This is a genomic window from Streptomyces sp. NPDC004134 (assembly GCF_042874195.1).
Lineage (GTDB): Bacteria > Actinomycetota > Actinomycetes > Streptomycetales > Streptomycetaceae > Streptomyces.
The window spans coordinates 174,968-198,042 of sequence record NZ_JBIAMS010000012.1; the positions used below are offsets into that span (position 1 = coordinate 174,968).

Sequence of the window (23,075 nt, forward strand, 5' to 3'; positions counted from 1 at the left end):
GCTTCCGTACGGCCGCGGCGCTCCCGTGTCACGTCCCCGAGCCGCCGCCGACCGCGCTGATCAGCAGCCGGCGCAGCTCCCGCGCCGCCCGGGGCGGCGACACGTCGCCCCGGTGCGCCACGGAGATCGTCCGGTGCAGCCCCGGCGCCGCGAACGCCGTCGTCCGCAGCCCCGAGCGCTCCGCGACCATGCTCGGCACCACCGCCACCCCGAGCCCGGCCCGCACGAACCCCAGCACCGCGTCCATCTCGCCGCCCTCCACCCCGAACTCCGGCTCGAAGCCCGCCTCCCGGCACGCCGCGACCGTCAGCTCCCGCAGGTCGTACCCGTGCCGGAACATCGCCAGCGGCCGCCCCCGCAGGTCACCGATCCGGATGCCGCGGCCCGCGCCGCCCGCCCCGGCGACCGGCGGCGCGTCCGGCGCCGAGACCACGACCAGCTCCTCGCGCAGCAGCTCCGTCGTCGTCAGTGCCGGGGCCTGCCCCGCCAGCGGCGTGATGACCAGGGCCAGGTCCAGCTCGCCGGCCGCGAGCGTCCGTACGAGATCCTGCGAGCCGTCCTCGTGGACGTGCAGCTCGATGCCCGGGTAGCGGGCGTGGAACGTGCGCAGGGCGTCCGGCACCAGGCTCGCGCACAGGCTCGGCGTGGCCCCCAGCCGCACCCGCCCCCGCCGCAACTGCGCGACCTCCTGCACCTCCCGCCGCGCCGTCTCGGTGTCGGCGAGGATCCGCCGCGCCAGCGGCAGCAGCGCCTCGCCGGCATCGGTGAGCGTGATGTGCCCGCGGGCCCGGTGGAACAGCTCGGCGCCCAGCTCCCGCTCCAGCGCCCGTACGGACTGCGACAGCGACGGCTGCGCCACGTGCTCGCGCTCGGCGGCCCGGGTGAAGTGGCGGGTCTCGGCGACGGCGGCGAAGTAGCGAAGCTGCTGCAGGTGCATGGATCCAGCGTAGCCCGACGATAGCCATCGCCTATCGAAAGCAGCGAATTCATGTCTTGGACGGATCCCGGGTTGCCTCCCTACCGTCACAGGCATGGCCCTGACCACCAAGCCGGCGTCGAAGCCCGCCGCCGGCGACTCCGCCCGGGAGCCGGCCCGCCCGCGGGCCTACCCGCCGTCGCTCCTCGCACTGGTGTGGCGCTCCACCGTCGGCAAGAAGACGGTGCTGGCCGTCACCGGCCTGATCATGCTCGCCTACCTCGTGGCCCATCTGATCGGCAACCTCAAGATCTTCTACGGCGCCGAGGAGTTCAACGACTACGGCCACTGGCTGCGCACCCTCGGCGGCCCGGTGCTGCACTACGAGTGGGCCCTGTGGATGATCCGCGTGGTGCTGGTGGTCGCCGTCGTCCTGCACGGCGTGACCGCGTACCAGCTCAGCCGCCGCGACATCGCCGCGCGCCCGGTCGCTTACGTCCACAAGCGCCGGCGCGCGAGCTACGCCACCCGCACCATGCGCTGGGGCGGGGTGATCCTCGGCCTCTTCATCGTCTGGCACATCCTCGACCTGACGACGCTGACCGTGAACGAGAACGCCCAGACCGGCCGCCCGTACGAGAACACCGTCGCCACCTTCTCCACCTGGTACGGCAACGTCGTCTACATCACCGCGATGCTCGCCCTCGGTCTGCACCTGCGGCACGGCTTCTGGAGCGCCGTGCAGACCCTCGGCGGCGCGAGCCCGGCCCGCGAGCGGGCCCTCAAAGCCGTCACCAACACCCTTGCGCTGGTGCTGACCTGCGGCTTCATCTCCCTCCCCGTGGCCGTCATGACGGGAGTCGTGAACTGAGGATGTCACCGGCATACACGCAGTACACAGAGGGCGAACCCGTCGCCGACGCCGCCGCACCGCCCGGCGACATCGCCGAGCGCTGGGACCGCCGCCGCTTCACCGCCCGGCTCGTCAACCCGGCCAACCGGCGCCGCTACCGCGTCATCGTCGTCGGTACGGGCCTGGCCGGCGGCGCCGCCGGCGCCACCCTCGCCGAACAGGGCTACCAGGTCGTCCAGTTCTGCTACCAGGACTCCCCGCGCCGCGCCCACTCCATCGCCGCCCAGGGCGGCATCAACGCCGCGAAGAACTACCGCAACGACGGCGACTCCGTACACCGGCTCTTCTACGACACCGTCAAGGGCGGCGACTTCCGCGCACGCGAGTCCAACGTGCGCCGGCTCGCGCAGGTCTCGGCCGAGATCATCGACCAGTGCGTCGCCCAGGGCGTGCCCTTCGCCCGCGAGTACGGCGGCCTGCTCGACACCCGCTCCTTCGGCGGCGTCCAGGTCTCCCGCACCTTCTACGCCCGCGGGCAGACCGGCCAGCAGCTCCTCCTCGGCGCGTACCAGGCGCTCTCCCGGCAGATCGAGGCCGGCAACGTCGAGATGCACCCCCGCACCGAGATGCTCGACCTGATCGTCGTCGACGGCCGGGCCCGCGGCATCGTCGCCCGCGACCTGGTCACCGGCCGGATCGAGACCCACCTCGCCGACGCCGTCGTGCTCGCCACCGGCGGCTACGGCAACGTCTTCTACCTCTCCACCAACGCCAAGAACTCCAACGCCACCGCCATCTGGCGGGCCCACCGCCGCGGCGCGTACTTCGCCAACCCCTGCTTCACCCAGATCCACCCCACCTGCATCCCGCGCTCCGGCGACCACCAGTCGAAGCTGACGCTGATGAGCGAGTCGCTGCGCAACGACGGCCGCATCTGGGTGCCCAGGGCGCACGGCGACACCCGCCCGCCGAACGCCATCCCGGAGCACGAGCGCGACTACTACCTGGAACGCCTCTACCCCTCCTTCGGCAACCTCGTCCCCCGCGACATCGCCTCGCGCGCCGCGAAGAACGTCTGCGACGAGGGCCGCGGCGTCGGCCCCGGCGGCCAGGGGGTGTACCTCGACTTCGCCGACGCCATCGGGCGGCTGGGGCGCGCGGCGGTCGAGGAGCGGTACGGCAACCTCTTCGAGATGTACGAGCGGATCACGGCGGAGGATCCGTACCAGGTGCCCATGCGCATCTACCCGGCGATCCACTACACGATGGGCGGCCTGTGGGTCGACTACGACCTGCAGACCACCGTCCCCGGGCTCTTCGCCGTCGGCGAGGCGAACTTCTCCGACCACGGCGCCAACCGCCTCGGCGCCTCCGCGCTCATGCAGGGCCTGGCCGACGGCTACTTCATCCTCCCCGCCACCATCGGCGACTTCCTCGCCCGGCAGCGCCCCGAGCAGGTCTCCCCCGACCACCCGGCGGTCGCCGAGGCCGTCGCGGACACCGAGGACCGCCTGCACCTCCTCCTCGCCGTCGACGGCGACCGCACCCCCGACTCCTTCCACCGCGAGCTGGGCGAACTGCTGTGGGACGAGTGCGGCATGGCCCGTACGGAGCCGGGGCTGCGCAAGGCGCTGGAGCGGATCCCGGCGCTCCGCGAGGAGTTCTGGCGCCGGATCAAGGTGCCGGGCACCGGCGCCGAGCTGAACCAGTCGCTGGAGAAGGCCAACCGCATCGCGGACTACCTGGAGCTGGCCGAGCTGATGTGCCTCGACGCGCTGCACCGCGCGGAGTCCTGCGGCGGCCACTTCCGCGAGGAGAGCCAGACCCCGGACGGCGAGGCGGCCCGCGACGACGACCGCTTCTCGTACGCGGCGGCCTGGGAGTTCACCGCGACGGGCACCGCCCCGGTCCTCCACCGCGAGGACCTGGAATTCGAATACGTCATTCCCACGCAACGGAGCTATCAGTGAAGGTGACCCTGCGGGTCTGGCGGCAGCCGGGGCCCGACGCGGCGGGCGAGATGGTCTCGTACGAGGTCGGGGACGTCACGCCGGAGATGTCGTTCCTGGAGGTGCTGGACACCCTCAACGAGCGGCTGATCCTCGCCGGCGACGAGCCCGTCGCCTTCGACCACGACTGCCGCGAGGGCATCTGCGGAGCGTGCGGAGTCGTCATCAACGGGCGGGCGCACGGGCCGGAGCGGACGACGGCGTGCCAGTTGCACATGCGGTCGTTCGCGGACGGGGACGTCATCGACGTCGAGCCATGGCGGGCGGCGGCGTTCCCGGTGGTGAAGGATCTGGTCGTGGACCGATCGGCGTTCGACCGGATCATCGGCGCCGGCGGCTACATCACCGCGCCCACCGGCAGCGCCCCCGACGCGCACGCGACACCCGTGCCCAAGCCGGCGGCGGAGACGGCCTTCGAGCACGCGGAGTGCATCGGCTGCGGCGCGTGCGTGGCGGCCTGCCCCAACGGCTCGGCGATGCTGTTCACCGCCGCGAAGGTCGTGCACCTGGGCGCACTGCCGCAGGGGGCGCCGGAGCGGGAGTCGCGGGTGCTGGACATGGTCGGCCGGATGGACGACGAGGGCTTCGGCGGCTGCACGAACACCGGCGAGTGCGCGGTGGCCTGCCCGAAGGGCATCCCGCTGCAGGCGATCTCGTCGCTGAACCGCGAATTCCTGCGCGCGGCCCGGAAGTCGGCATAGTCCGGCCCCGTACCGGGGAGATGCCTAGGCGTGATCGCCCGATGAGCATCTCCCCGGCGCCCGGGAGACCGGCCCCGGCCGCGTAGCCCCCGTGTCCCCCGTGTCCCTGGAAGACGTACGCGTCCACCACCGCAGCGGGCAGTGGTGCCCCGGTGTCCGCACCGGCGACGGCCTCGTGGCCTACGACCTCCGGATCCTTCCTCCCTGGCAGGTCCCCGGCCGGCCCACGACAGACCGCTGCTTCGTCATCGGCGACGCCGGGATCCAGCTCACCAGGCCGGGCGCCTTCACCGGCGCGCTCGAAGGCGGCTGGTACGTCGACGTGGTCGAACTGGCGGAAGTGGGCCCGAAGCGGCTGGTGGTGCACGACCTCTACGTGGACATCGTCGTGCTCCCCGGCAGCCGGCGCTACGAAGTCCTGGACCTCGACGAGCTGGCCGACGCGATGGAGGACGGCCGCATCGACGCCGCCACCGCCGCCCGGGTCCTGCGCGACGCCCAGCGCTTCGTCGACGGGCACCTGCGCGATCTGGACCGGGAGGCGCCGGACTCCTGGCCGGACTTCCCCCCGGCGGCCATCCGTCCCCTGGCCGAGCTGCCCCCCTTCGGTGCCGGGTGCTCGCCGCGGCGCTGACCGCGGGGGGGTGTGGACGTGCCCGGCCGACTGGCCTTTACTGCTCCGCATGGACACGATGAACGCTGCCGTTCTCGGCCCCGGCGGGGTCGGCGGGCTGCTCGCCGGGCTGCTGGCCCGGGCCGGGCACCGGGTGACCTGTGTGGCCGGCGCCGCGACCGCCGGCGCGCTCCAGGCGGACGGAATCACCGTCAACAGCAGACAGTTCGGCGACTTCGCCACCCACGTGGCGGGCGACACCGAACTGCGCACGCCCGTGGACCTGTGCATCGTCGCCGTCAAGGCCACCGCCTTCGACGCCGCGCTGGAACGGGTGCCCCCCGCGGCGCTCGGCGACGCGCTCGTGGTGCCGCTGCTCAACGGCGTCGACCACATGGCCGCGCTGCGCGAGCGCTACCGGCCCGAGCAGGTCGCCGCGGGCACCATCACCGTGGAGTCCACCCGGGTCGCCCCCGGGCTGATCGAGCACGGCAGCCCGTTCACCAGGGTCTCGCTCGCCTCCGCCACCGCGCCGCCGGAGCGGCTGGAGGCGGCGGCCCGGGTGCTGACCGACGCCGGCGCCGAGGTGCAGGTGCGGGACGACGAGCCGAGCGTCCTGTGGACGAAGATGGCCTTCCTCGCACCGATGGCCCTGCTCACCACCCGCCACGGCGTGCCCGTCGGCGGCGTCAGGACCGGGCACCGCGACGAGATGCTGGCGCTGCTGGCGGAGACCGCCGCGGTGGCGGGCGCGTCCGGGGCGCGGGTGGACGCGGACGCGGTGGCGTCGATGTACGACACCTTCCCGGCCCGTACGAAGTCCTCGATGCTCCGCGACGCGGAGGCGGGCCGCCCCCTCGAACTCGACGCCATCGGCGGCGCGCTGCTGCGCGCCGCGCGGGCGCACGGGATCGCGGTGCCGGTGGCGGAGCGCCTGGTCGCGGAGATCGGGGCGCGGGCGGGCGCGTAGCGCGGCGCATCCTACGACCAGTGAAGACGCCCGTCTTCGTGGGCGGGCTCTTCACAACACTTCTTTGAGCTGTTAGCCTCGCAGCGCGATATGGGAGCGCTCCCACACTTCACACACCACGCACGGGACGCGTGGAAGGAAGATCGATTATTGACATGTACTCGTCAGTAATCCCGTTCTGCGCCACCCCCCACGCACACCCCCCGCAACCCCCCACCTCCAACGCCCGGCACGGGCGTGGAAGGAGAGCCGCATGAGAAAGGCACGCCGACGTATCACCGGTGTCAGCGCCGCGGCGCTGGCCGCCACCGGGACCCTGCTGACGTACTCGCTGTCCGCGCCCCCCGCGGCGGCCGAGACCGCGGCGCCCGGCGACAACCCGTACGCGGGCAGCCAGTTGTACGTGAACCCCGACTGGTCCGCCGCGGCCACGCAGGGCGGCGGCGCGGCCATCGCCGACACCCCGACCGCCGTCTGGCTCGACAGCATCGCGGCCATCACGAGCGGCTCCGACGGCTCCAACAACATGGGCCTGCGCGAGCACATGGACGAAGCGCTGGCGCAGGGCGCCGACGCCATCCAGATCGTCACGTACAACCTGCCCGGCCGCGACTGCGCCGCGCTCGCCTCCCGGGGCGAGCTGGGCCCGACCGAGATCGACCGGTACAAGACCGAGTTCATCGATGCGATCGACGAGATCGTCGACGACCCGGCGTACCAGAGCCTCAAGATCATCAACATCGTCGAGATCGACTCGCTGCCCAACCTCGTCACCAACGTCAGCGGCCGGCCCACGGGCACGCCCGAGTGCGACGTGATGAAGGCCAACGGCAACTACGTCAAGGGCGTGGGCTACAACCTCGCCACGCTCGGCGACAACGGCAACGTCTACAACTACATCGACATCGGCCACCACGGCTGGATCGGCTGGGACGACAACTTCCAGCCGACCGCCAACCTGCTCTACCAGGCCGCCAACGCCGAGGGCGCCACCCCCCAGGACGTCACCGGCTTCGCCGCCAACACCGCGAACTACGGCTCGACCGTGGAGCCGTACTTCTCGATCAACGACACGGTCGGCGGCCGGCCCATCCGCGAGAGCAGCAAGTGGGTCGACTGGAACCGCTATGTCGACGAGCAGTCCTTCGCGCAGGCATTCGTGTCGCGGGCGGCCCCGGCCGCCGGGTTCCCGTCCGGCATGGGCGCGATCATCGACACCTCGCGCAACGGCTGGGGCGGCGCCGAGCGGCCGACGGGCCCCGGCCCGACCGGCGGGACCGCCGACGAGTACGTCGACGCCAGCCGCACCGACCGCCGGATCCACCTCGGCAACTGGTGCAACCAGTCCGGAGCCGGCCTCGGTGAGCGGCCGACGGTCTCGCCCGCGGCCAACATCCACGCCTACGCCTGGATCAAGCCCCCGGGTGAGTCGGACGGCGCCAGCGAAGAGATCCCGGACGACGACAAGGGCTTCGACCGGATGTGCGACCCGACGTACGAGGGCAACGCGCGCAACCAGTACAACATGTCGGGCGCCCTGCCCGACGCGCCGACCTCCGGCCACTGGTTCCAGGCGCAGTTCGACGAGCTGATCGCCAACGCCAACCCGCCGGTGAACTAGCGCACGCGAGTTCCCCTCCCACCCTCCGCCGCCGGCCGCCGGATCCCGGCGGCGGAGCGGCCCGGTGGCGGCCCCCGGGACGGCCGCCACCGGGCACCCACGGCGCCTCACGGGGCAGACGGCGCCAGGCGTTCACCCCCCTCACCGGGCAGCGAGGGCGCCGCGCCCGACCCCGCGCGGTCCGCCCGGCTCCCGGGATCGGCCTGGCTCCTGCCCCGCGGTCCCGTGGCCCGCACCCCCGCACCCCACCTCCCACCCCTCCCGCCGGGCCGCGCGCCCGCGGGCTCCCCGAGGAGACCCCCCATGTCCAAGTCACTGTCCCGCCGGCGGTTCACCGCCGCGGCCGGCGGCGCCGCCTTCGCGACGGCCGTCGCAGCGCCCACCGCCGCCCGGGCCGGCACGGCCCCGGAGGAGACGACGGCGGCGGCCCCGCAGGGTCCGTACGACGACCTCTTCCTCGCCCAGTACGAGAAGATCAAGGACCCCGCCAACGGGTACTTCAGCCCGGACGGCATTCCGTACCACAGCGTGGAGACACTGATCGTCGAGGCGCCCGACCATGGGCACGAGACGACGTCCGAGGCGTTCAGCTACTGGATGTGGCTGGAGGCCGCCTACGGCAGGGTCACCGGCGACTGGGCCCCGTTCAACGCCTCCTGGGAGGCGGCGGAGCAGTACATCATCCCGACCCGCGCCGACCAGCCCACCAACGGCTCGTACAACCCGGGCGCGCCCGCGACGTACGCGCCCGAGCACTCCGACGTCTCCCAGTACCCCGCCCGGCTCGACCCGTCCGTGTCCGTCGGCCAGGACCCGCTGGCGGCCGAACTGGCGTCCGCGTACGGGACGATGGACATCTACGGCATGCACTGGCTGCTCGACGTCGACAACACCTACGGCTACGGCAACACCCCGGGCAGCGGCGGCCAGAACGGCCCGGGGCCCGGTCCCTCGTACATCAACAGCTACCAGCGCGGCTCGGAGGAGTCGGTCTGGGAGACCATCCCACAGCCGACGACCGACCTCTTCGAGTACGGCGGCCCCAACGGCTACCTCGACCTCTTCGTGGGCGACAACTCCTACGCCCGGCAGTGGAAGTACACCAACGCCCCCGACGCCGACGCGCGCGCCGTGCAGGCCGCGTACTGGGCGCTGACCTGGGCCACGGCACAGGGCAACGCCGGGCAGATCTCCGCCTCCGTGGCGCGGGCCGCGAAGATGGGCGACTACCTGCGGTACTCGATGTTCGACAAGTACTTCAAGCGGATCGGCGACTGCACCAGCCCCACCGGCTGCCCGGCGGGCTCCGGCCGCAGCTCCCAGCACTACCTGCTGTCCTGGTACTACGCCTGGGGCGGCGCGGCGGGCGGTGGCGGCGGCTGGGCCTGGCGCATCGGCGACGGCGCCTCCCACCAGGGCTACCAGAACCCCTTCGCCGCCTGGGCGCTGTCCACCGTGCCCGCGCTGACCCCCAAGTCCCCCACCGCGAAGAGCGACTGGTCGGCGAGCCTGACCCGGCAGTTGGAGTTCCTGCGCTGGCTGCAGTCCTCGGAGGGCGGGCTGGCGGGCGGCTGCACCAACAGTTGGGAGGGCCAGTACGGCGCCCCGCCCGCGGGCACGCCGACCTTCTACGGCATGGCCTACGACTGGCAGCCCGTCTACCACGACCCGCCCAGCAACAACTGGTTCGGCATGCAGTGCTGGGGCATGGAACGGGTCGCGGAGCTGTACTACGCCTCGGGCAACGCGACCGCGCAGGCGCTGCTGGAGAAGTGGGTGGCCTGGGTCACGCCGGAGATCACCGCGGAGGCGGACGGCACGTTCCGTATCCCGGCGACGCTGTCCTGGGACGGCGCCCCCGACACCTGGAACCCGGCGAGCCCCGGGGCGAACGCCGGGCTGCACGTCTCGATCGCGGAGTACGGCACGGACGTGGGCGTCGCGTCGGCGCTGGCCAAGACGCTGACGTACTACGCGGCCAAGGCCGGCGACACCGCGACGGCCGAGGTCGCCAAGCGGCTGCTCGACGCGCTGGCCGCGAACGCCGACGGCCTGGGCATCGCGGTGCCGGAGACGCGGGCCGACTACCGGCGCTTCGCCGACGAGGTGTACGTCCCGGCCGGCTGGTCGGGGACGATGCCGAACGGCGACGTCGTCGAGCCGGGCGTCACGTTCATCGAGCTGCGCTCGTGGTACCGCGACGACCCGGAGTGGCCGAAGGTCCAGGCCCACCTGGACGGCGGGCCGGCGCCTGAGTTCACGTACCACCGCTTCTGGGCGCAGGCGGGGCTGGCGATCGCCTTCGCGGTGTACGCCGAGCTGTTCCCGTCCGCCTGACGCGGCGAGCCGGCCGGCGCCCCGCCACGCGGGGTGACCGGCCGGCTTCGCTGCGCGTGCCGCGGTCCCGCGCCACGCCCGGCCGCCCCGGGCGGCGGCGCCCGTGCGTGCTCCCACCAGGGCTCCGACCTGCCTCGACATGGCGGGGAATAGGGTTGCGCAGACACACGTTCTCCGGTGTGATTGAGCTTTCAACCACGGAGAGGGTGAGTCCGGTGCAGTTCGGGATCTTCAGTGTCGGCGACGTCACCCAGGACCCCACCACGGGTCGGGTGCCGAGTGAGCACGAGCGGATCAAGGCCATGACCGCCGTCGCGCTCAAGGCCGAGGAGGTCGGTCTCGACGTCTTCGCCACCGGCGAACACCACAACCCGCCGTTCGTCCCCTCGTCCCCCACCACCATGCTGGGCTGGATCGCAGCGCGCACGGAGCGGCTGATCCTGTCCACGTCCACCACGCTGATCACCACGAACGACCCGGTGAAGATCGCCGAGGACTTCGCGATGCTCCAGCACCTGGCGGACGGCCGGGTGGACGTGATGATGGGCCGGGGCAACACCGGGCCCGTCTACCCCTGGTTCGGCCAGGACATCCGGCAGGGCATCCCGCTGGCGGTGGAGAACTACGCGCTGCTGTACCGGCTGTGGCGCGAGGACGTCGTGGACTGGGAGGGCCGCTTCCGCACCCCGCTGCAGGGCTTCACCTCCACCCCGCGCCCGCTGGACGGCGTCCCGCCGTTCGTCTGGCACGGCTCCATCCGCTCGCCGGAGATCGCCGAGCAGGCCGCGTACTACGGCGACGGCTTCTTCGCCAACAACATCTTCTGGCCGAAGGAGCACTTCCAGCGGCTGATCGAGCTGTACCGCACGCGCTACGCCCACTACGGCCACGGCACGCCGGAGCAGGCGATCGTCGGCCTCGGCGGGCAGGTGTTCATGCGGAAGAACTCGCAGGACGCGGTACGGGAGTTCCGGCCCTACTTCGACAACGCGCCGGTCTACGGGCACGGCCCCTCGCTGGAGGACTTCACCGAGCAGACGCCGCTGACCGTGGGCAGCCCGCAGGAGGTCATCGACAAGACGCTGACGTTCCGCGAGTCCTTCGGGGACTACCAGCGGCAGCTCTTCCTGCTCGACCACGCGGGCCTGCCGCTGAAGACCGTGCTGGAGCAGTTGGACCTGCTCGGCGAGGAGGTCGTGCCGGTGCTGCGCGCGGAGTTCGCGAAGAACCGCCCGGCAGCCGTGCCGGAGGCGCCGACCCACGCGGCCCGCGTGGCGGCGGCCGCCGCCGGGCAGAGCGACGAGGAGGAGGTGGCGTAGTGACCGCGCTGAAGCTGACCGTGGTGTCGGCCGGGCTGAGCGTGCCCTCGTCCACCCGGCTGCTCGCCGACCGGCTGGCCGAGGCGGTACGGCGGCAGCCGGCCGACGACGGCCGGCAGGTCGGGGTGCAGGTGGTCGAGCTGCGTGACCTGGCCGCCGACATCGCCCACAACACGGTCACCGGCTTCCCGTCCGCGGACCTCGCCAAGGCGATCGACGCGGTGACGGGCGCCGACGGCCTGATCACCGTGACGCCGGTCTTCTCCGGTTCGTACAGCGGACTGTTCAAGTCGTTCTTCGACGTGATCGGGGCGGCGGACGACGGTGCGCTGGCCGGGAAGCCGGTGCTGGTCGCGGCGACCGGTGGGACGGCGCGGCACTCGCTGGTGCTGGAGCACGCGATGCGGCCGCTCTTCGCCTACCTGCGGTCCGTCGTCGTCCCCACCGCGGTGTACGCGGCGGCCGACGACTGGGGCGGCAGCGGCGACCCGCTGACCGACACCCTGCCCACCCGGATCGCCCGGGCGGCGGGCGAGCTGGCCGAGCTGATGCACGGCCGGCAGCCGCGCCCGGCGGCCGGCGGTCCCGAGCAGGTGGTCCCGTTCGAGCAGCAACTGGCCGCGCTGCGGCCGGACACCCGGAAGGAGTGACATGAGCGAGGAGTTCCGGGGCTTCAACGCCTTCGGTCCCGACGGCGAGCCGGCCGCCAGCCGCTGGAGCGACGCGCTGAACATCTTCGCGGCGCCCGAGACGGAGGACGCGGCGTCCCGCTGGGAGCGGGCCGGTGCCCTCTTCGACTCGAAGGACTACGTGGGCGCGGCGAAGCTGCTGACCGCGGTGGTCGGGGAGTACCCCGAGCAGGTCGCGCCCCGGCTGCTGCTGGCCCGGGCGTACTACCACTCCGCGCAGTTGACCCGCGCCGAGACGGAGCTGCGCGCGGTCCTCGACCGCGACCCGGTCGAGCACTACGCCCACCTGATGCTGGGCCGTACGCTCCAGCGCCAGGGCCGCGAGGACGAGGCAGCCGGCGCGCTGCGCACGGCGGAGGCGCTCGGCGCCTGACGGCGAGCGCCGGAGGCGGGCCGGGCCCCGACACGGCCCGGCCCGCCATACTGGGCCCGTGGAATACGTCGGCCGCGTGCCCGCTCCGCCGCTCGATGGGTTCATCGACGACATCTACTGCCTCACCGGAGTGCCGCGGCACCGGCTGATGAACGTCCCGCCGATGCCGTCGGCACACCTGTTCCTGCACCACGGCGGGCCCGTCCGGCTGTGGGACTCGGACCCTTCCGTGCCGCCGGCGCTGCTGACGGACGGGTGGTTCATGGGCGTATGGACCAGGCGCTTCCTCTTCGAGTACCCCCCGCGTGTGCGGCTCGTCGGGGTGCACTTCAAACCCTGGGGCATGTCGCCGTTCGCCGGCATACCGGCGGCCGGACTGCGCAACCGGTGGGCACCGCTCGACGCCGTCTGGCAACGCTCCGCGGACCGGATCCGGAACCGGGTCGGCGACGCCGCGTCGGCCGCCGAGACGCTGCGGGTGGTGGAGGAGGAGCTGCGTGCGCATCTCACCGGGGCCCCCGCGCGCGGTCTCGACCTGGTACGGCACACGGGCGGGTGGCTGGAGACCTCGCACGGCACGGTCGCGGTCCGTGCGCTGGCCGACGCCGCCGGGGTGAGCGGCAACCATCTGGCCGGCCTGTTCAAGACCCACGTGGGTGTCACCCCGAAGCGGATGGCGCGGATCTACCGCTTCGCACGGCTCATCGTGTCGGTGGACGCCCTGCGCCCGGTCGACTGGTCCGCTCACGCCCAGACGGCCGGCTACTTCGACCACGCCCACTTCAGCAGGGAGTTCAAGGACTTCACCGGCCACACGCCCACGGAGTACCTGGCGCTGCGGCGCCGGTTCCCCACCGACCGGCGGGATCCGCAGGACCTCGGCCCGATGCCCGCCGATTGATTTCCTACATGCCCGGATCCCCACGGTGCGGGAAGATCGCGGAAATCCCGCAAGCACTTGTCGAGGAGGGCCCGTGGGTACGGTGATCATGCACAGCGTGGTGTCGGTGGACGGCTTCATCGCCGATGAGAAAGGCGAGGTCGGTCCCCTGCACGACTGGTACTTCGGCGGGGACGTCCCCCTCGTCGTGGGCGGGGAGGGGGAGTTCGACCACTCCGGCGCCTCGACCGGCTTCAAGGTCTCGCGCGCGTCGGCGGACTACGTCCGGTCGATGTGGGAGTCGATCGGCACGATCGTGATGGGCCGCACCCTGTTCGACCAGGTGAACGGCTGGGAGGGCCGGCCGCCCGCGGGCGATCACGTGGTCGTGGTCTCGCACCGGCCGAAGCCGCCGGGGTGGCACCCCGAGGCGTCCTGCCACTTCGCCGACAGCGTGCCGGGCGCGATCGACACGGCCCGGGAACTCGCCGGGGAGCGGGTCGTCGCGGTGAACGCCGGCGACGCGGGCGCCCAGGCGCTCGCGGCCGGTCTGGTGGACGAGGTGGCGATGGACGTGGTCCCGGTGGTGTTCGGATCGGGCAGACGCTACTTCGGCGGCATCGACGGGCAGCACCTGCTGGAGGATCCGCACGTCGTCATCCAGGGCGAAGGAGTGCTGCACCTGAGGTTCAAGGTACGCCGCTAGGGCCGTTCCGGCGGAACGGCCGGCGGTCGCACGGTGCCCGGTCCACCGGCCGACGGCCCGTTGCGGGACCTCCGCGGCGCGGCGCTAGCGGAGGCGTTCCACGATCGTCGCGTTCGCCAGACCGCCCGCCTCGCACATCACCTGGAGCCCGTAGCGGCCGTCCACCGCGTCCAGCGCGCCGAGCAGCGTGCCCAGCAGCCGCGTGCCCGACGCGCCCAGCGCGTGGCCCAGCGCGATCGCGCCGCCGTGGACGTTGACCCGCTCCGGGTCCGCCCCCACGTCGTGCTGCCACGCCAGCGGCACCGGCGCGAACGCCTCGTTCACCTCGAAGGCGTCGATGTCGCCGATCGTCAGCCCTGCCTTCGCCAGCACCTTGCGCGTCGCCGGTACGACGCCCATGAGCATCAGCACCGGGTCGTCGCCGGTCACCGCGAAGGAGTGGAACCGCGCCCGCGGCGTGAGGCCCAGCTCGGCCGCCCGCTCCTCGCTCGTGATCAGCACGGCGGAGGCGCCGTCCGTGAGCGGCGAGGAGTTGCCGGGCGTGATGTGCCAGCCGATCTCAGGGAAGCGCTCGGCGACGGCCGGGTCGTAGAAGGACGGCTTGAGCGCCGCGAGCCCCTCCAGGGACGTCGACGGCCGTACGGTCTCGTCCCTGCGGTGCTCCCCCACGGGCACGACGTCCGCGTCGAACGCGCCCCGCTCCCAGGCCCGTGCCGCCAGCCGGTGCGAGCGCTCCGAGAACGCGTCCAGCTCCGTACGCCCCAGCCCCCAGCGCGCCGCGATCAGCTCCGCGGAGTGGCCCTGGGCGATCAGCCCGCCGGGGTAGCGGGCGGCGAGCCGGTCGCCGAACGGGTCGCGGCCCACGGCGGCGGTGCCCATCGGCACCCGGCTCATCGACTCGACGCCGGCGGCCACGGCGATGTCGTACGCCCCGGCCATCACCCCCTGCGCCGCGAAGTGCGCGGCCTGCTGCGAGGAGCCGCACTGCCGGTCGACGGTGGTGCCGGGCACGGACTCGGGGAAGCCGGCGGCGAGCACGGCGTTGCGGGCGATGTTGAACGACTGGTCGGCGGCCTGCGTGACGCAGCCGGCGATCACGTCGTCGAGCCGCGCGGGGTCGAGCCCGTTGCGGTCGACGAGCGCGCGCAGCACCTCGGCCAGCAGGTCGACGGAGTGGACGCCGGACAGGGCGCCGCCCGGCTTGCCCTTGCCGGAGGCCGTGCGGACGGCGTCGACGACGACTGCGGTGGTGGTCATGGGCGTCGGGCCCCTCTCTCGCTCTGGGCGTCAGGTTCTCGGCCTGGCCTGGCTACCGCAGAGTTACATACCGGGAGTACGTATGTACAGGGTACGCCGCCTAGAATGCGCGTATGAAGACCCGCAGAACGCAGCAGGAGCGCACGGCGGCGACGACGAAGGACCTGGTCGGCGCCGCCCGCACGCACTTCGCCCGGGACGGCTACGCCGCCGCCTCCCTCGACGCGATCTGCGCCCTGGCGGGCATCACGAAGGGTGGGCTCTACCACCACTTCCGTAACAAGCAGACCCTCTTCCACGCCGTCTACGCGGCCGAGCAGCACCGGCTGCGCGACGCCATCGCCGATGCCTTCCGCGCCTGCCGGGACCCGTGGGACGGCCTGCGCGCGGGCCAGCGCGCGTTCCTCACCGGCTCCATCGAGCCCGGCACGCAGCGGATCACGCTGCTCGACGCCCCGGGGGCGCTGGGCTGGGCCGTGATGCGCGAGGTACAGGCGGACTGCCGGGCGATGACCCGGCGCGGGCTGGCGCAGGCGGTCGGCGCGGGCCTGCACGGCGGTGAGGATGCCGTCGCGGAGGTGGAGTTGGACGCGATGGCGTCGGTGGTCTTCGGGGCGCTCTGCGAGTGCGCGATGGCCGTGGCGCACGCGCCGGACCCGGAAGCGGTGCTGGCGGCGTCGCTGCGGCAGGTGGACCGGCTGGTGGCGGCGCTGCCGGGCGCACCCGCCGGCCGCGCCGGGTGAGCCGGTCCGCGGACTGATAATCGGTTGCCGGCGCGGGCGTTGACCTGTGCAATGGCCGTCATGGTCACCCAGGCGCGCCCGCCGCGACGAGACGACGAGCCCGTGCGCATCGGCGCCCTCGCCCCGCTCACCCCGCCCGGCTGGGCCGAGGCGGGCCGGCATCTGGTCGCCGGACTCGAACTGGCCGCCAGCGAGATCAACGACACCGGCGGGATCACGGGCCGCCCCCTGGAGCTGCTGGTACGGGACACGGCCGCCGACCCGCGGCGGGCCGCGGCGGCGGTGGACGAGCTGGCAGGGCTGGGCGTCGCCGCGCTCGCGGGCGAATACCACAGCGTCGTCGCCCGTACCGCCGCCGCCCGGGCCGACGCCCTCGGCGTGCCGTTCCTGTGCTCGTCCGCGGTCCTGGACGCGCTGACCGAGCAACCGGCGGACGGCATCGCGCGGATCGCCCCCGCGCAGTCCCACGGCTGGCGGCTGTACGCGGACTACCTCCTCGGCGCCGGCCACCACCGTCTCGCCGTGGCTGCCCAGCCGAGCGTGTACTGGGCGTCAGGGACCCGGATCCTGCACGACCGGCTCGCCCCGCACGGCGGCACGGTGGTCGAGCTGGACGTGGGCGCGCTCACCCCTGAGGCCCTGTGCGACGCGCTCGCCGCGAGCGGCGCGACGGCCCTCCTGCTGCTCGTCGGCCACCCGGAGCCCGCGGTGCCGCTCGTGCGGTCCGTACGCCGCGATCCGCGGCTGGCCGGACTGCTGCTCGGCGCCCCGGCCGGACAGCCGGAGTTCGCCGAGTGGGCGGCGCTGCTGGGCGCCGAGGGCGCGGGGGTCCCGTTCCTGCGCTATCTGCCGGAGCGTCTGACGCCCCTCGGCGTACGGGTCGGGGCGGCGCTGCGCGAACGGCTCGCCGCCGAGCCCTCGTTCGTCGCCTTCGAGGGCTACGACACGCTCGCCGTCCTCGCCGCCGTGCTCGGTGGCGGGGCGGACGCACGTGCCGCGGCCTGGGGGGACGTCGCGGTCGACGGGACCCGCGGGCCGATACGGTTCACGCGCGTGCCCGGCATCGACGTGTGGCAGTGGGCCTGGCCGCCGGTCCAGGTCGTCGACCGGGACCCGGCGGAACCCGGCCGCTTCCGGGTCCTGCACACCGGCTGAACCGGCGGCGGGCTCCGGTCAGCCCCGGGGCGGCGTGGCCCGTACGGCGCGGCCCGCGGTGCGCAGCGTCTCCTTGACCTCGCCGATCCGCAGGTCCCCGAAGTGGAACACCGACGCCGCCAGCACCGCGTCGGCGCCCGCGTCGATCGCCGGCGGGAAGTGGTCGAGGCGGCCCGCGCCGCCGCTGGCGATGACGGGGACCGTCACGCGCTTGCGGACGGCGGCGATCATCTCCGTGTCGTAGCCGTCCTTGGTGCCGTCGGCGTCCATCGAGTTGAGCAGGATCTCGCCCGCGCCCAGCTCGGCGGCCCGCTCGGCCCATTCGACGGCGTCGAGGCCCGTGCCGCGCCGCCCGCCGTGGGTGGTCACCTCGAAGCCCGAGGGCGTCGCCGCGCCGTCGCCGCAGCGCCGCGCGTCCGCCGAGAGCACCAGCACCTGGCTGCCGAAGCGGTCGGCGATCTCGCGGATCAGCTCCGGGCGGGCGATCGCCGCGGTGTTGACGCCGACCTTGTCGGCGCCCGCGCGCAGCAGCCGGTCCACGTCCGCGACCGTACGCACGCCGCCGCCGACCGTGAGCGGGATGAAGACCTGCTCCGCGGTGCGGCGCACGATCTCGTACGTCGTCTCGCGGTCGCCGGAGGACGCGGTGATGTCGAGGAACGTCAGCTCGTCCGCGCCCTCCGCGTCGTACACCTTGGCCATCTCGACGGGGTCGCCGGCGTCGCGCAGGTTCCGGAAGTGGACGCCCTTGACGACCCGGCCGCCGTCCACGTCGAGGCAGGGGATGACCCGTACCGCAAGGCTCATGCGCCGGCCGCTTCCCGGGAGCCGCCTGGCCGGTACGCCTCCACCTCGACCTCGACGACCAGCCGCGAGTCGACGAAGCCGGAGACGATGATCAGCGACGCGGCGGGGCGGATCGCGTCGAACAGCTCCTTGTGCGCCCCGCCGACCGCCTCCACGTCGCGCGCGTGGGTGAGGAACATCCGGGTCCGCACGACGTCCTCGCGCTCCAGGCCGACCCGCTTCAGCGCCTCGAACGCGACGCCGAAGGCGGTCATGGCCTGGGTGTGCGGATCGCCCTCACCGACGATCACGCCGTCCACGACGGACGTGCAGCCGGCCACCAGCACGAGGCCGTTGGGCAACTCCACCGCGCGCGAGTAACCGAACTCCTCCTCCCAGGGGGCACCGGACGAGATTCGACGCACACCGCCACCGGCCATCAGGACACCGCCTCCAACGCCTCTTCCATCGTGAACGCCTTCGCGTAGAGCGCCTTCCCGACGATCGCCCCTTCGACTCCCTCCGGGACGAGCGTGGCGAGGGCCCGCAGGTCGTCGAGGGAGGAGACGCCGCCGGAGGCGACGACCGGCCGGTCGGTGGCGGCACAGACGTCGCGCAGCAGTTGCAGGTTGGGACCCTGGAGGGTGCCGTCCTTGTCGATGTCGGTGACCACGTAGCGCGCGCAGCCCTCGGCGTCGAGCCGGGCCAGCGTCTCGTAGAGGTCGCCGCCGTCGCGGGTCCAGCCGCGGCCGCGCAGCGTGGTGCCGCGGACGTCGAGGCCGACGGCGATGCGGTCGCCGTGCTCGGCGATGACCCGGGCGACCCACTCGGGGGACTCCAGCGCGGCGGTGCCGAGGTTGACGCGGGTGCAGCCGGTGGCGAGGGCGGCGACCAGCGACGCGTCGTCGCGGATGCCGCCGGAGAGCTCGACCTTGAGTTCCATCGCCGCGACCACCTCGCCGATACGGGCGCGGTTGTCGCCGGTGCCGAAGGCGGCGTCGAGGTCGACTAGGTGCAGCCACTCGGCGCCGGCGCGCTGCCAGGTGAGTGCGGCCTCCAGCGGATCGCCGTAGCCCGTCTCGGTGCCGGACTCGCCGTGCACCAGGCGTACGGCCTGGCCGTCGCGGACGTCGACGGCGGGCAGCAGCTCCAGGGCGGTGGTCATCTCGCGGGGCGTCATCAGAGGGTCTCGATCCAGTTCTTGAGGAGGAGGGCACCGGCGTCGCCGGACTTCTCGGGGTGGAACTGGGCGGCCCACAGGGGTCCGTTCTCGACGGCTGCGACGAACGGCTCGCCGTGGGTGCTCCAGGTGACGGCGGGCGGGGAGATGCGCGGGTTGTGCACCTCCAGCTCCCATCGGCGGGCGGCGTAGGAGTGCACGAAGTAGAAACGCTCCCCGGCGTCTATGCCCGCGAACATCCGGGAGCCGGGCGCGATCTCGACGGTGTTCCAGCCCATGTGCGGCACGATGTCCGCCTGCAGCGCCTCGACCGTGCCGGGCCACTCGCCCATGCCGTCGGTCCGTACGCCGTGCTCGACGCCCTGCTCGAAGAGGATCTGCATGCCGACGCAGATGCCCAGCACGGGCCTGCCGCCGGCCAGCCGGCGCTCGACGACCCAGTCGCCGCGGGCCTCCTTCAGCCCGCCCATGCAGGCGGCGAAGGCGCCGACGCCGGGCACGAGCAGGCCGTCGGCGGCCATCGCCCGGTCGTAGTCACCGGTGATCTCCACCTCGGCGCCCGTGCGGGCGACGGCGCGCTCGGCGGAGCGGACGTTCCCGAAGCCGTAGTCGAAGACGACGACGCTCTTGCGCCCGCCGCCGCTGCCGTCGCCGCGGCGGGCGGCGGGCACGGCGGCCGGCGCCGCCGTGGCCCCGGGCCCGGCGGAGGCGGTGGGAGCGGTGGACGCGGCGCGGTCGGTCAACCCCACACCCCCAGCCGCAGGACGCCCGCGGCCAGCGCCATCGCGGCGCCGATGGCGAGCACGGCGATCACGTTCTTCGACTGGCCCTGCTTGACGAAGGAGATGACGCCGCCGAGCAGGAAGAGCCCCACGAAGATCAGCAGTATCGACAGGCCGTTCATCAGAGCGCGCCCTTGGTCGACGGGATGCCGGTCTGCCGCGGATCGATCTCCGCCGCGTAGCGCAGGGCGCGGGCGAGGGCCTTGAACTGGCACTCCACGATGTGGTGCGCGTTGCGCCCGTAGGGCACGTGGACGTGCAGCGCGATCTGCGCCTGGGCGACGAACGACTCCAGGATGTGCCGGGTCATCGTCGTGTCGTAGTCCGCGCCGATCATCGGGGCCATGCCCTCGGGCTCGGTGTGCACCAGGTACGGGCGTCCGGACAGGTCGACGGTGACCTGGGCCAGCGACTCGTCCAGCGGCACGGAGGCGTCGGCGAACCGCACGATGCCGCGCTTGTCGCCGAGGGCCTGCCGGAAGGCGGCGCCCAGGGCCAGCGCGGTGTCCTCCATGGTGTGGTGGCTGTCGATGTGCAGGTCGCCGTCGGTCTTGACGGTGAGGTCGAAGAGGCCGTGGCGGCCCAACTGGTCGAGCATGTGGTCGAAGAAGCCGACGCCCGTCGACACTGAGACCTCGCCGCGGCCGTCGAGGTTCAGCTCGACGACGACCGAGGTCTCCTTCGTGGTGCGCTCGACGCGGCCCACGCGGGTCATGAGTTGCTCTCCTTCTTCAGCGCGCGCACCGCATCGAGGAACGCGTCGTTCTCCGCCGGTGTGCCTGCGCTGACGCGCAGGAAGCCGGGCACGCCGTTGTCACGGACCAGTACGCCCGCGTCCAGCAGCCGCTCCCATGCCGCATGTGCGTCCGGGAAGCGGCCGAACTGGACGAAGTTGGCGTCGGACTCGGTGACCTCGCAGCCGAGCGCGGTCAGCTCCGACACCAGCCGGTCCCGCTCCTGCTTGAGCTGTTCGACGTACTGGAGCAGGGTATCGGTGTGCTCCAGGGCGGCGAGCGCGGTGGCCTGGGTGACGGCGGACAGGTGGTACGGCAGCCGGACGAGCTGGACCGCGTCGACCACGGCGGGGTCGGCGGCGAGATAGCCCAGCCGCAGGCCGGCGGCGCCGAACGCCTTGGACATCGTGCGGGTGAGGACCAGCCGGGGGCGGCCCTCGATCAGGGGCAGCAGCGAGGGGCGGTGGCTGAACTCGCCGTACGCCTCGTCCACCACGACCATCGCCGGGCCCGCCGCCTGCGCGGCCTCGTACAGCCGCAGGACGGTCTCGCGGTCCACGGCGGTGCCGGTGGGGTTGTTCGGCGAGCAGACGAACACCACCTCGGGGCGGTGCTCGGCGATGGCGCGCTCGGCGGCGCCGGCGTCGATGGTGAAGTCGTCGCGCCGCGGGCCCGAGAGCCAACCGGTGCCGGTGCCGCGGGAGATCAGCGCGTGCATCGAGTACGACGGCTCGAAGCCGATGGCGGTGCGGCCGGGGCCGCCGAAGGTCTGCAGCAGTTGCTGGATGACCTCGTTGGACCCGTTGGCCGCCCACACCTGGGCGGCGGTCACCTCGTGGCCCGCGGTGCGCGACAGGTAGCGCGCCAGCTCGGTGCGCAGCTCCACGGCGTCCCGGTCGGGGTAGCGGTTGAGCTGGCGGGCCGCTTCGGTGACGCGCTCGGCGATGCGCCTGACCAGGGGCTCGGGCAGCGGGTAGGGGTTCTCGTTGGTGTTCAGCCGGACGGGCACGTCGAGCTGCGGCGCGCCGTACGGGGACTTGCCGCGCAGCTCTTCGCGGACGGGCAGGTCGTCGATCGCGGTCACTGCTGAGGCACCTTCCATGAGCTGTGCCGGCCTGGTTCGCCTCCGGCGAAACGGGCCTTCAGCGCGGCGCCGTGGGCGGGCAGGTCCTCGGCCTCCGCGAGGTTCACCACGTGCTCGGTGACCTCGGCGAGGGCGTCGCGCGTGTAGTCCACGACGTGGATGCCCTTGAGGAAGGACTGCACGGACAGGCCCGAGGAGTGGCAGGCGCAGCCGCCGGTGGGCAGCACGTGGTTGGAGCCGGCGCAGTAGTCCCCCAGCGAGACCGGGGCGTACGGGCCGACGAAGATCGCGCCGGCGTTGCGCACCCGGGCGGCGAGCGCGGCGGCGTCGGCGGTCTGGATCTCCAAGTGCTCTGCGGCGTAGGCGTCGACGACGCGCAGGCCGGCCTCCAGGTCGTCCACGAGCACGATGCCGGACTGCCGGCCGCCCAGCGCGGCGGTGATCCGCTCCACGTGCCGGGTCGCGGCCACCTGCGTCTTCAGCTCGGCCTCGACCGCCTCGGCCAGCCGCTCCGACGGCGTGACCAGCACGGCGGCGGCCAGCTCGTCGTGCTCGGCCTGGCTGATGAGGTCCGCGGCGACGTACGCGGGGTCCGCGGTGTCGTCGGCGAGGACGGCGATCTCGGTGGGTCCCGCCTCGGCGTCGATGCCGATGCGGCCCTTCAACAGTCGCTTGGCGGCGGCCACATACACGTTCCCCGGGCCGGTGACCAGGTCGACGGGGGCGCACTCCTCGGTCCCGTACGCGAACATGGCGACGGCCTGGGCGCCTCCCGCCGCGTACACCTCGTCCACGCCGAGCAGGGCGCAGGCGGCGAGGATCGTCGGGTGCGGCAGCCCCGCGCCCCACGCGTTCGGCACGTCCTTCTGCGGGGGCGAGGAGACGGCCAGCGACGGCACGCCCGCCTCCTGGGCCGGCACCACGTTCATGACGACGGAGGAGGGATACACGGCCTGGCCGCCCGGCACGTACAGCCCGACGCGGGCGACCGGGAGCCAGCGCTCCGTGACCGTCCCGCCGGGGACGACCCGCACGGCGGTGTCGGCGCGGCGCTGCTCGCGGTGGACGATGCGGGCGCGGCGGATCGACTCCTCCAGCGCGGCGCGCACCTTCGGGTCCAGCTCGGCCAGCGCGCGCCGGAGCGCTTCCGCGGGCACCCGGAGCCGGTCCAGCGTCACTCCGTCGAAACGCTCTGTGATCTCGATCACCGCCGCGGTGCCGCGATGCCGGACGTCCTCGCACAGCGGGCGCACCTTCTCCAGGGCGGCCTCGACGTCGAGCTCGGCACGGGGCAGCAGGTCGCGGTCGATGCCGCCGCCTGCGTCGGAAGCGGCGGCGGAGCCGCGCAGATCGATTCGGGAGATCAC

General features: G+C 73.2%; 24 protein-coding genes. 14 read left to right on the forward strand and 10 right to left on the reverse strand.

What is annotated here, in order from left to right; translation table 11 throughout:
• Positions 1-28: 28 nt before the first annotated feature.
• Entirely contained in the window at positions 29-937 is a 909-nt protein-coding gene (locus tag ACFYVJ_RS17525; protein ID WP_388892210.1) for a LysR family transcriptional regulator, read from the reverse strand.
• A gap of 94 nt (positions 938-1,031) precedes the next feature.
• Here ACFYVJ_RS17525 and ACFYVJ_RS17530 point away from each other — a divergent pair, with 94 nt between their 5' ends.
• From ACFYVJ_RS17530 to ACFYVJ_RS17585, 12 genes are all read left to right on the forward strand, one after another.
• Positions 1,032-1,787 carry a succinate dehydrogenase gene (locus tag ACFYVJ_RS17530; RefSeq protein ID WP_388892213.1) on the forward strand — a complete coding sequence of 252 codons (756 nt, stop codon included), beginning with the start codon at positions 1,032-1,034 and terminating at the stop codon, positions 1,785-1,787.
• A 2-nt stretch (positions 1,788-1,789) separates the two neighbouring features.
• On the forward strand, positions 1,790-3,739 hold the full coding sequence (locus ACFYVJ_RS17535) for a fumarate reductase/succinate dehydrogenase flavoprotein subunit (protein WP_388892216.1): 1,950 nt from the start codon (positions 1,790-1,792) through the stop codon (positions 3,737-3,739).
• A complete protein-coding gene (locus tag ACFYVJ_RS17540; protein WP_388892219.1) occupies positions 3,736-4,479 on the forward strand; it encodes a succinate dehydrogenase/fumarate reductase iron-sulfur subunit in 744 nt (247 codons plus the stop codon). The genes ACFYVJ_RS17535 and ACFYVJ_RS17540 overlap by 4 nt, the downstream gene beginning before the upstream one ends.
• A gap of 100 nt (positions 4,480-4,579) precedes the next feature.
• Entirely contained in the window at positions 4,580-5,113 is a 534-nt protein-coding gene (locus ACFYVJ_RS17545; RefSeq protein WP_388892222.1) for a DUF402 domain-containing protein, read from the forward strand.
• 58 nt (positions 5,114-5,171) lie between these two features.
• Positions 5,172-6,062, forward strand: coding sequence for a ketopantoate reductase family protein (locus ACFYVJ_RS17550; RefSeq protein WP_388892311.1), 891 nt, complete (start codon positions 5,172-5,174; stop codon positions 6,060-6,062).
• A 253-nt stretch (positions 6,063-6,315) separates the two neighbouring features.
• Positions 6,316-7,683: a glycoside hydrolase family 6 protein gene (locus tag ACFYVJ_RS17555; RefSeq protein WP_388892225.1), complete on the forward strand. Its 1,368-nt coding sequence runs from the start codon at positions 6,316-6,318 to the stop codon at positions 7,681-7,683.
• Positions 7,684-7,986: 303 nt separating this feature from the next.
• Positions 7,987-10,020: a glycoside hydrolase family 48 protein gene (locus tag ACFYVJ_RS17560; protein WP_388892228.1), complete on the forward strand. Its 2,034-nt coding sequence runs from the start codon at positions 7,987-7,989 to the stop codon at positions 10,018-10,020.
• Positions 10,021-10,235: 215 nt separating this feature from the next.
• The gene (locus tag ACFYVJ_RS17565; protein WP_388892231.1) at positions 10,236-11,339 is read left to right on the forward strand and encodes an LLM class flavin-dependent oxidoreductase; all 1,104 of its coding nucleotides are present in this window, start codon (positions 10,236-10,238) and stop codon (positions 11,337-11,339) included.
• Positions 11,339-11,989, forward strand: a complete 651-nt coding sequence (locus ACFYVJ_RS17570) for an FMN reductase (RefSeq protein WP_388892234.1) — start codon at positions 11,339-11,341, stop codon at positions 11,987-11,989. The genes ACFYVJ_RS17565 and ACFYVJ_RS17570 overlap by 1 nt, the downstream gene beginning before the upstream one ends.
• 1 nt (position 11,990) lies before the next feature.
• Positions 11,991-12,401 (forward strand): tetratricopeptide repeat protein, encoded by a 411-nt coding sequence (locus ACFYVJ_RS17575; protein WP_388892237.1) that lies wholly within the window; start codon positions 11,991-11,993, stop codon positions 12,399-12,401.
• Between the two features lie 58 nt (positions 12,402-12,459).
• Complete coding sequence (locus tag ACFYVJ_RS17580; protein ID WP_388892240.1) at positions 12,460-13,302, forward strand: helix-turn-helix domain-containing protein; 843 nt, start codon at positions 12,460-12,462, stop codon at positions 13,300-13,302.
• Positions 13,303-13,375: 73 nt separating this feature from the next.
• A complete protein-coding gene (locus tag ACFYVJ_RS17585) occupies positions 13,376-13,987 on the forward strand; it encodes a dihydrofolate reductase family protein (protein ID WP_388892242.1) in 612 nt (203 codons plus the stop codon).
• 84 nt (positions 13,988-14,071) lie between these two features.
• Here the strand turns inward: ACFYVJ_RS17585 and ACFYVJ_RS17590 are convergent, their stop codons facing one another.
• The gene (locus tag ACFYVJ_RS17590; RefSeq protein ID WP_388892244.1) at positions 14,072-15,244 is read right to left on the reverse strand and encodes a thiolase family protein; all 1,173 of its coding nucleotides are present in this window, start codon (positions 15,242-15,244) and stop codon (positions 14,072-14,074) included.
• Between the two features lie 113 nt (positions 15,245-15,357).
• Between ACFYVJ_RS17590 and ACFYVJ_RS17595 the strand changes: the two genes are divergently transcribed.
• Together ACFYVJ_RS17595 and ACFYVJ_RS17600 are read left to right on the forward strand one after the other, a co-directional pair.
• Complete coding sequence (locus ACFYVJ_RS17595) at positions 15,358-15,987, forward strand: TetR/AcrR family transcriptional regulator (RefSeq protein WP_388892246.1); 630 nt, start codon at positions 15,358-15,360, stop codon at positions 15,985-15,987.
• Between the two features lie 51 nt (positions 15,988-16,038).
• Positions 16,039-17,142: an ABC transporter substrate-binding protein gene (locus tag ACFYVJ_RS17600; protein ID WP_388892248.1), complete on the forward strand. Its 1,104-nt coding sequence runs from the start codon at positions 16,039-16,041 to the stop codon at positions 17,140-17,142.
• Positions 17,143-17,160: 18 nt separating this feature from the next.
• Here ACFYVJ_RS17600 and hisF read toward each other — a convergent pair whose 3' ends face one another.
• The 8 genes from hisF to hisD all read right to left on the reverse strand — a co-directional run bounded on the left by hisF (position 17,161) and on the right by hisD (position 23,075).
• On the reverse strand, positions 17,161-17,949 hold the full coding sequence (gene hisF, locus ACFYVJ_RS17605) for an imidazole glycerol phosphate synthase subunit HisF (protein ID WP_388892250.1): 789 nt from the start codon (positions 17,947-17,949) through the stop codon (positions 17,161-17,163).
• Positions 17,946-18,368, reverse strand: a complete 423-nt coding sequence (locus ACFYVJ_RS17610) for a Rid family hydrolase (RefSeq protein WP_388892253.1) — start codon at positions 18,366-18,368, stop codon at positions 17,946-17,948. The genes hisF and ACFYVJ_RS17610 overlap by 4 nt, the downstream gene beginning before the upstream one ends.
• Positions 18,368-19,108 carry a bifunctional 1-(5-phosphoribosyl)-5-((5-phosphoribosylamino)methylideneamino)imidazole-4-carboxamide isomerase/phosphoribosylanthranilate isomerase PriA gene (gene priA, locus ACFYVJ_RS17615; protein WP_388892255.1) on the reverse strand — a complete coding sequence of 247 codons (741 nt, stop codon included), beginning with the start codon at positions 19,106-19,108 and terminating at the stop codon, positions 18,368-18,370. Before priA ends, ACFYVJ_RS17610 begins: the two co-directional genes overlap by 1 nt.
• Positions 19,108-19,779: an imidazole glycerol phosphate synthase subunit HisH gene (gene hisH, locus ACFYVJ_RS17620; RefSeq protein ID WP_388892314.1), complete on the reverse strand. Its 672-nt coding sequence runs from the start codon at positions 19,777-19,779 to the stop codon at positions 19,108-19,110. The genes priA and hisH overlap by 1 nt, the downstream gene beginning before the upstream one ends.
• Positions 19,780-19,847: 68 nt before the next feature.
• Positions 19,848-20,012, reverse strand: coding sequence for a hypothetical protein (locus ACFYVJ_RS17625; RefSeq protein WP_047015248.1), 165 nt, complete (start codon positions 20,010-20,012; stop codon positions 19,848-19,850).
• Positions 20,012-20,605, reverse strand: coding sequence for an imidazoleglycerol-phosphate dehydratase HisB (gene hisB, locus ACFYVJ_RS17630; RefSeq protein WP_047015249.1), 594 nt, complete (start codon positions 20,603-20,605; stop codon positions 20,012-20,014). The genes ACFYVJ_RS17625 and hisB overlap by 1 nt, the downstream gene beginning before the upstream one ends.
• On the reverse strand, positions 20,602-21,708 hold the full coding sequence (locus ACFYVJ_RS17635; RefSeq protein ID WP_388892260.1) for a histidinol-phosphate transaminase: 1,107 nt from the start codon (positions 21,706-21,708) through the stop codon (positions 20,602-20,604). Before ACFYVJ_RS17635 ends, hisB begins: the two co-directional genes overlap by 4 nt.
• Entirely contained in the window at positions 21,705-23,075 is a 1,371-nt protein-coding gene (gene hisD, locus ACFYVJ_RS17640) for a histidinol dehydrogenase (protein ID WP_388892263.1), read from the reverse strand. Before hisD ends, ACFYVJ_RS17635 begins: the two co-directional genes overlap by 4 nt.

Bases quoted from the DNA above. Each gene is read 5' to 3' on its own strand.
- ACFYVJ_RS17525 (WP_388892210.1), bottom strand. From the start codon at position 937: ATGCACCTGCAGCAGCTTCGCTACTTCGCCGCCGTCGCCGAGACCCGC.
- ACFYVJ_RS17530 (WP_388892213.1), top strand. From the start codon at position 1,032: ATGGCCCTGACCACCAAGCCGGCGTCGAAGCCCGCCGCCGGCGACTCC.
- ACFYVJ_RS17535 (WP_388892216.1), top strand. From the start codon at position 1,790: ATGTCACCGGCATACACGCAGTACACAGAGGGCGAACCCGTCGCCGAC.
- ACFYVJ_RS17550 (WP_388892311.1), top strand. From the start codon at position 5,172: ATGAACGCTGCCGTTCTCGGCCCCGGCGGGGTCGGCGGGCTGCTCGCC.
- ACFYVJ_RS17555 (WP_388892225.1), top strand. From the start codon at position 6,316: ATGAGAAAGGCACGCCGACGTATCACCGGTGTCAGCGCCGCGGCGCTG.
- ACFYVJ_RS17560 (WP_388892228.1), top strand. From the start codon at position 7,987: ATGTCCAAGTCACTGTCCCGCCGGCGGTTCACCGCCGCGGCCGGCGGC.
- ACFYVJ_RS17575 (WP_388892237.1), top strand. From the start codon at position 11,991: ATGAGCGAGGAGTTCCGGGGCTTCAACGCCTTCGGTCCCGACGGCGAG.
- ACFYVJ_RS17590 (WP_388892244.1), bottom strand. From the start codon at position 15,244: ATGACCACCACCGCAGTCGTCGTCGACGCCGTCCGCACGGCCTCCGGC.
- ACFYVJ_RS17595 (WP_388892246.1), top strand. From the start codon at position 15,358: ATGAAGACCCGCAGAACGCAGCAGGAGCGCACGGCGGCGACGACGAAG.
- ACFYVJ_RS17600 (WP_388892248.1), top strand. From the start codon at position 16,039: ATGGCCGTCATGGTCACCCAGGCGCGCCCGCCGCGACGAGACGACGAG.
- hisF (WP_388892250.1), bottom strand. From the start codon at position 17,949: ATGAGCCTTGCGGTACGGGTCATCCCCTGCCTCGACGTGGACGGCGGC.
- ACFYVJ_RS17610 (WP_388892253.1), bottom strand. From the start codon at position 18,368: ATGGCCGGTGGCGGTGTGCGTCGAATCTCGTCCGGTGCCCCCTGGGAG.
- priA (WP_388892255.1), bottom strand. From the start codon at position 19,108: ATGACGCCCCGCGAGATGACCACCGCCCTGGAGCTGCTGCCCGCCGTC.
- ACFYVJ_RS17625 (WP_047015248.1), bottom strand. From the start codon at position 20,012: ATGAACGGCCTGTCGATACTGCTGATCTTCGTGGGGCTCTTCCTGCTC.
- hisB (WP_047015249.1), bottom strand. From the start codon at position 20,605: ATGACCCGCGTGGGCCGCGTCGAGCGCACCACGAAGGAGACCTCGGTC.